General features: G+C 71.2%; 6 protein-coding genes. 3 read left to right on the top strand and 3 right to left on the bottom strand.

The features are described 5' to 3' along the window. Positions 1-203: 203 nt before the first annotated feature. On the top strand, positions 204-782 hold the full coding sequence (locus KCQ71_RS06695) for a GNAT family N-acetyltransferase (protein WP_223404140.1): 579 nt from the start codon (positions 204-206) through the stop codon (positions 780-782). Positions 783-842: 60 nt separating this feature from the next. Here KCQ71_RS06695 and KCQ71_RS06690 read toward each other — a convergent pair whose 3' ends face one another. The 3 genes from KCQ71_RS06690 to KCQ71_RS06680 form a co-directional block, all read right to left on the bottom strand. Next, positions 843-2,210 (bottom strand): 8-oxoguanine deaminase, encoded by a 1,368-nt coding sequence (locus KCQ71_RS06690; protein WP_223404138.1) that lies wholly within the window; start codon positions 2,208-2,210, stop codon positions 843-845. 257 nt (positions 2,211-2,467) lie between these two features. Then, the gene (locus KCQ71_RS06685; protein ID WP_223404136.1) at positions 2,468-3,427 is read right to left on the bottom strand and encodes an NAD(P)-dependent alcohol dehydrogenase; all 960 of its coding nucleotides are present in this window, start codon (positions 3,425-3,427) and stop codon (positions 2,468-2,470) included. Next, positions 3,424-4,185: a class I SAM-dependent methyltransferase gene (locus tag KCQ71_RS06680; protein WP_223404134.1), complete on the bottom strand. Its 762-nt coding sequence runs from the start codon at positions 4,183-4,185 to the stop codon at positions 3,424-3,426. Before KCQ71_RS06680 ends, KCQ71_RS06685 begins: the two co-directional genes overlap by 4 nt. Positions 4,186-4,385: 200 nt before the next feature. Here KCQ71_RS06680 and aceB point away from each other — a divergent pair, with 200 nt between their 5' ends. Both aceB and bcp read left to right on the top strand, forming a co-directional pair. Further along, positions 4,386-5,972: a malate synthase A gene (aceB, locus tag KCQ71_RS06675; protein WP_223404132.1), complete on the top strand. Its 1,587-nt coding sequence runs from the start codon at positions 4,386-4,388 to the stop codon at positions 5,970-5,972. 18 nt (positions 5,973-5,990) lie between these two features. Beyond that, the gene (bcp, locus tag KCQ71_RS06670; protein ID WP_223404130.1) at positions 5,991-6,467 is read left to right on the top strand and encodes a thioredoxin-dependent thiol peroxidase; all 477 of its coding nucleotides are present in this window, start codon (positions 5,991-5,993) and stop codon (positions 6,465-6,467) included. Positions 6,468-6,507: the final 40 nt, after the last annotated feature.

Below are 6,507 nucleotides of genomic sequence, written 5' to 3'. Positions count from 1 at the left end.
CCAGGCCGACGCCGGCCGGGTGCGCGAACTGATCATGGAGCGCCTCGGCTGAGGCTGTGGCGCGCGAGTGCGCACGGTCCCGCTCGGATCCAGCGGGATGGTGCGCACTCGCGCGCTGGTCTCAGTGCTAGCGTCGGTCGGGAGGCCGGAACGCGCAGCGAGGCGCCGATCGGGCTCGCCGACCACGACGACGGGGGAGTGTCATGCCGGAAGTCGAATGGGCCGTTCCCACCCTTCCGGGTGAGATGGTCACGCTGCGCCCGATCGAGGCCACCGACGCCGACGATCTGTGGCTCGGCGTCAGCGACCCGGAGGGCCGGCGCCAGACCGGCGAGACCACCGTACGCACCCGCGAGGAGGTGGCCGAGTGGGCCGCCACGGCCGCGGAGCTCGAGGGTCGGTTCGACTGGGCGATGTGCACCGAGGATCGCCGCATGGTCGGTGAGATCGCGCTGGAGCGCGTCGACCTGACGTCGCGGCGGGCCGAGGTGCGTCTACTCACGAACCCCGGCCACCGGGGCCGCGGGTACGGCCGCGAGGCCATCATGCTGGTCCTCGCCTTCGCGTTCGAGGCCTCGGACGCGGGCGGGCTCGGCCTGCACCGGGTCGGCCTCGAGGTGCTCAGCATCAACCCCCGCGCGGCCGCGCTGTACCAGTCACTCGGCTTCGTGGTGGAGGGCCGGATCCGTGAGGCCTACCTCGATTCCGAGCGCTACTACGACTCGATCCGGATGGGGATGCTCGAGGACGAGTACGCCGGTGCTCGGGCCAGCTGGCGCTGACCAGGGCCCGACGGCGGATCGCACCGTGGGCGGGGCGTGCTCCGTCGCGGTTCGGCCGGGTCAGCCGGCCACCAGTGCCCGGGCCAGCTCGCTGTGCTCGGCGATCAGGGCGGGCACGTCGAGCCCGACGATCTCGGAGTCGGTGACCCGCCAGGTCCCGCCGACCATGACCCGGTCGGCCCGGTCCGCGCCGCACAGCAGCAGTGCGGCGAGCGGGTCGTGGCTGCCGGAGAACTGCAGGTCGTCGAGGCGGAACATGGCCAGGTCGGCCTGCTTGCCGGACGCGAGCTCGCCCACGTCGGAACGGCCGAGGGCCCGGGCAGAGCCCTTCGTGGCCCAGCCGAGGGCCCGCTCGGTAGTGACCTTCTCCGCGCCGTAGCGCAGCCGCTGCAGGTACATCGCCTGGCGCACCTCGAGGATCATGTTCGATGCGTCGTTGGAGGCGGAGCCGTCCACGCCGAGGCCGACGGGAACGCCGGCGTCCTCGAGCTCCACGGCCCGGCAGATCCCGGAGGCCAGGCGCATGTTCGAGGTGGGGCAGTGCGCGACCGCGGTGCCGGCCGCACCGAGCCGGGCGATCTCGTCGTCGTTGAAATGGATGCCGTGCCCGAGCCAGGTCCGGCCGGTGAGCCAGCCGACCGAGTCCAGGTACTCCACGGTCCGCATCCCGAACCGCTCCAGGCAGAAGTCCTCCTCGTCGATCGTCTCGGCGAGGTGGGTGTGCAGGCGGACGTCGTTGGCGGCGGCCAGCTCGGCGCTGTCGGACATGATCTGCGTGGTCACCGAGAACGGCGAGCACGGCGCCAGGGCGATCTGGATCATCGCTCCGTCGCCACGCTCGTGGTAGGTGTCGATCAGCCGCTGCGAGTCGGCGAGGATCACGTCCGGGTCCTGGACGGTGGACTGCGGCGGTAGCCCGCCGTCCTTCTCACCGAGGGTCATCGAGCCGCGGGTGAGGGTGGCCCGCATGCCCAGTGCCCGGGCAGCCCGGACCTGGATGTCGATCGAGTCCTCCATGCCGTCCGGGAACAGGTAGTGGTGGTCGGCCGCCGTGGTGCAGCCCGAGCGCAGCAGTTCGGCCATCGCGACCGTCGTGGCGAGCTCCAGCGCGCGCGGGGTGAGCCGCGCCCAGACCGGGTACAGGTTCACCAGCCACGGGAACAGCGGCACGTTCACCACCGGCGCCCAGGCGCGGGTGAGCGTCTGATAGAAGTGGTGGTGGGTGTTGATCAGTCCCGGGATGACCACGTGCGCGGACGCGTCGTAGGTCTCGTCGGGTGCCACGGTGGGGCGTGCGCCGGAGCCGACGAGTTCGACGACGGTGCCGGTCCCGGTGTCGACGACCACGCCGCCGGCGGCGGAGCCGTCGGAGTCGGCGCCGGTGCCGGTGAAGATGGCCTGTGGGTGGGACAGCCAGAGGGTGCTCACGTGGATCGCCTTTCGGTTCGGACGAACGGCGCGGTCACGGGCGGCGACCATGCCGCCAGCTCAGTGAGGTCCTGTCTGCTGATCCAGGAACCGGCCCGGGTCGGAGCCCGAACGGGCTCGCGGTCGCTCAGGGCCGGTGCCCGGGAGGCTACCACCGGCCCCATGACCCCGGTCAAGGCCGCCCCGCCGAGGGTGCTGATCTGCGGCTCAACGACGCGATGGGCCGCACGATGACGCTCTCGACGACGTGCGGCACGTCACGAGGCGATCTCCACGACCACCTTGCCGAGGGCGCGCCCGGAGCCGACGTACGTCAGCGCCTCGGCGACGTCGCGCAGGGGATAGCTACGGTCGATCCGGATCGCAACGTCGCCGTCGACGCACCGCTGCGCAACCGGCTCGAAGTGCTTCGGCCCGGACGGCACCGCCAGGATCCCGAGCCGCCGGCCGGTGACGAGACCCGCGAGGGCTCCGACGGTCCCCACCCCGATCATGGTCGGCACCCCGCCGCCGACCATTCCGTAGCGGCCACCCCGGGTCAAGGCCCGCCGATACGCGAACGGCGACCGGTGCGCGACCAGGTCGACGATGACGTCGTAGGGCCCGGTCCGGGTGAAGTCCTGCGCGCGGTAGTCGATCACGTCAGCAGCCCCGAGCGAGCGCATGAAGTCGAGCTTCCCGGCGTTGTCCACCCCGGTCACGTGGGCACCCGCGGCACTGGCGAGCTGGATCGCGAACATCCCCGAGCCGCCGCCGGCGCCGTTGATCAGGACCCGGTCCCCGGGACGGACGGCGGACGTCGCGTGCCCGGCGATGGCACCCGCCTGGGGCAGGCTCGAAGCCTGCGCGAAGGTCAGGCCCGCAGGTTTCAGCGCGAGCGCACCCTCGGGCGCCACGGCGTACTCGGCGAAGCCGCCCTTGAGCGCGAGGTTGTCCCCGTACACCTCGTCGCCGGCGCGGAACCTGGCGACCCCCGGCCCGACCGCCTCGACCCACCCGGCGATGTCCGAGCCGAGCACCGGTGTACGCAGCGGCCGGCGCAGGCCACCGAGCCGGGCGTAGGCGGGCCGGCCGCGCAGACACTCCCAGTCGGAGAGGTTGATCGACGTCGCGGCCACGCGCACGAGCACCTGTCCCGGCCGCGGCGTGGGCTCGGGCACCTGCTCGGTGCGGAGCACCTCCGGTGGCCCGTACCGGTCGTAGCGGACGGCCCTCATCGGCTTTCCTGCGCCGCCGTCAGCGAGAACGTAAACGAGGTGGCCTCCGGGGTGGCCGCTTCACCATCGGACGTCCGGATCGCGACGGTACGCAGGCCCGCGTCCTCGGCGAGCCGCCTGAAGCCGTCCTGGGTGTGCCAGTGCAGCAGCCAGTCCCGATCGACCACCTCCGGTGCGCCCGACGGCGTCTCCCGCTCGTAGCGCAGCAGGGTGCGCTGGGTGCGCCCGGGCTGGTCGCGGGTGCTGGCCACGGTGGTGCACCGGAGCCGCGCGCCGTCTGCGGTCGTGGACTCGCTCGCGATGCCGATGGCCGACGGCGCAACGGGGTCCGGGATGAACAGCGGCACCAGGGCGGTGCCCCCGTCCGTGAGGTGGGCGCGGATCCGGGCCAGGGCACGCGCCGCCGTCTCGTCGTCCGGGAGCAGGTTGAACGTCGGGCCGGCCAGGAAGATCGAGCGGTAGCGCCGGGGTAGGTAGAGCTCCTCCATCCGCTGGTGGTGCACGGCCACCGTGAGCCCGGCCGCGACGGCGCGCGCACGGCAACGGTCGAGCATGTCCGCGGAGGAGTCGACGCCGTCGACGTCCAAACCCCGACGGCGCAGGTCCAGCAACGGGTCGCCGTCGCCGCAGCCGAGTTCCAGGGCGGGTTCGCCGGCCTCCCGGATGAAGCGTTCGTAGGGCTCGGCGGTCTGCGTGACCGAGCGGAGCGGGGCGTAGAGATCGGCGACGAGACCGGTGTAGAAGTCTGCGGGATCCATCCGGCCATCCTCCGTGTCCGGGGCCGGGGAGGACAAGGGGGTGCACGTGGGACGTGCCGTCACGCACCGGCAACCCGCTGGTATCATCCAAAGGAATCATAATTCCGCACAGCGGAAGTGTCGTGACCGATTGCCACACCTTTCCGGCCTTGGCATGCTCGAACCGGCTGCTAGGCCACGCCCGAAGAAGGAGCCTTCCCATGAGCGATGTGTCCGGCCTCGAGATCGTCGGCGATCTCCCCGAGCGGGCCGAGGAGGTACTCACCACCGCGGCCCTCGATCTGATCGCGAGCCTGCATCGTCAGCTCGGCGCCCGCCGCCTCGAGCTGCTCGAGGCGCGCAGCCGGCGCGTGGCCGCCCTCGCCGAGGGCGGCACCCTCGACTTCCTGCCCGAGACCGCGAACATCCGCGCCGACGACTCCTGGCGGGTCGCGCCCGCCGCGCCCGGCCTGGCCGACCGCCGGGTCGAGATCACTGGTCCCACCGACCGGAAGATGACCATCAATGCCCTCAACTCCGGGGCGAAGGTGTGGCTCGCGGACCAGGAGGACGCGAACACCCCGCACTGGTCCTCGGTGATCGGCGGTCAGGTCAATCTGCTCGACGCGATCAACCGGTCCATCGACTTCACGGCCGAGACCGGCAAGTCCTACGCCCTCAAGCCCGACGACGAGCTCGCCACCATCGTGGTGCGCCCGCGCGGCTGGCACCTCCCGGAGAAACACATCACGGTCGACGGCGAGGTCGTCTCCGGCAGCCTCGTGGACTTCGCGCTCTACCTGGCGACGGCAGGGCTGCGCCAGATCGAGAAGGGGCTCGGCCCCTACTTCTACCTGCCGAAGATGGAGTCCCACCTGGAGGCGCGACTGTGGAACGACGCCTTCATCATCGGCCAGGACGCCCTCGGCATCCCACGCGGGACCATCCGCGCTACCGTGCTGATCGAGACCTACCCGGCGGCGTTCGAGATGGACGAGATCCTCTATGAACTGCGCGAGCATTCCGCGGGGCTGAACGCCGGCCGGTGGGACTACATGTTCTCGGTGATCAAGTCGTTCCGGACCCGGGGCACCGAGTTCCTGCTTCCGGACCGCAACTCCGTCACCATGACCGTGCCGTTCATGAGGGCCTACTGCGACCTGCTCGTGCAGACCTGCCACAAGCGCGGCGCACACGCCATCGGGGGGATGGCCGCCTTCATCCCCTCGCGGGATCCCGAGGTCAACGAGGCCGCCTTCGAGAAGGTCCGCGCGGACAAGACCCGCGAGGCGACCCTCGGCTTCGACGGATCGTGGGTGGCGCACCCGGGCATGGTCGAGCTCTGCAAGGAGGTCTTCACCGACGTCCTCGGGGAGGCGCCGAACCAGATCGAGGTCACTCGCGACGACGTGTCCGTCACCGCCGCGGACCTGCTCAACGTGGCCGCCACACCGGGCGACGTCACCGAGGTGGGTCTGCGCTCGAACATCTCGGTCGGCATCCAGTACCTGCACGCCTGGCTCGGTGGGCTCGGTGCGGTGGCCATCAACAACCTGATGGAGGACGCCGCCACGGCCGAGATCTCCCGCTCGCAGGTGTGGCAGTGGCTGCACAACGACATCGTCCTGGCGGACTCCGGTGAGCAGGTCACGCGGGAGCTGATCGACCGGCTCGTGACCGAGGAGGTCGACAAGCTCGACGGCGATGCAGCCGACTATGCCGAGGCTCGCCAGACCTTCCTGGACGTCGCCGTCGCGGACGACTACGCCGACTTCCTCACCCTGCCCGCCTACGAACGCATGCCCTGAGAGGACTGAACCGATCCGATGAGCCGACTCGACGTGGGGGACACCGCCCCCGACTTCAGCCTGCCGACCGCCGACGGGGAGAAGGCCACCCTGGCCGACCTGAGGGCCGGTGCCACCAACGGTGTGATCGTGTACTTCTACCCGAAGGCGAGCACTCCCGGGTGCACCACCGAGGCCTGCGACTTCCGCGATGCCCTGGCCTCACTGCAGGGCGCCGGCTACGCCGTCGTGGGCGTCTCGGCCGATCCGGTCGCCGACCTGCAGGCGTTCGCAGCCGAGCAGCGGCTGACCTTCCCGCTCGCCTCGGACCTCGACCACTCGGTCGCCGAGGCCTACGGCACCTGGGGTCCGGTCACCTTCGGCGACCGGACGTTCGACTCCGTGCACCGGTCCACGTTCGTGGTGGCGCCCGACGGCACGCTGGCCTCGGTCGCCTACGACGTGGCCGCCCAGGGGCACGTGCGCGCCCTGCGCGAAGAGCTGGGTGTGGCATAGGCGGATGAGGACGATGGCGGGCAGGCACCCTTTGGGGTGT

It is taken from the genome of Occultella gossypii (assembly GCF_019947135.1).
In the GTDB taxonomy this organism is placed as follows: domain Bacteria; phylum Actinomycetota; class Actinomycetes; order Actinomycetales; family Beutenbergiaceae; genus Occultella; species Occultella gossypii.
Note: the sequence above shows the minus strand (reverse complement) of the source record. Positions and strands in the feature narration are given on the sequence as shown.

What these genes read in the sequence shown, in the direction of transcription:
- KCQ71_RS06695 (WP_223404140.1), top strand. Translation starts at nt 204, where the DNA reads ATGCCGGAAGTCGAATGGGCCGTTCCCACCCTTCCGGGTGAGATGGTC.
- KCQ71_RS06685 (WP_223404136.1), bottom strand. Translation starts at nt 3,427, where the DNA reads ATGAGGGCCGTCCGCTACGACCGGTACGGGCCACCGGAGGTGCTCCGC.
- KCQ71_RS06680 (WP_223404134.1), bottom strand. Translation starts at nt 4,185, where the DNA reads ATGGATCCCGCAGACTTCTACACCGGTCTCGTCGCCGATCTCTACGCC.
- aceB (WP_223404132.1), top strand. Translation starts at nt 4,386, where the DNA reads ATGAGCGATGTGTCCGGCCTCGAGATCGTCGGCGATCTCCCCGAGCGG.
- bcp (WP_223404130.1), top strand. Translation starts at nt 5,991, where the DNA reads ATGAGCCGACTCGACGTGGGGGACACCGCCCCCGACTTCAGCCTGCCG.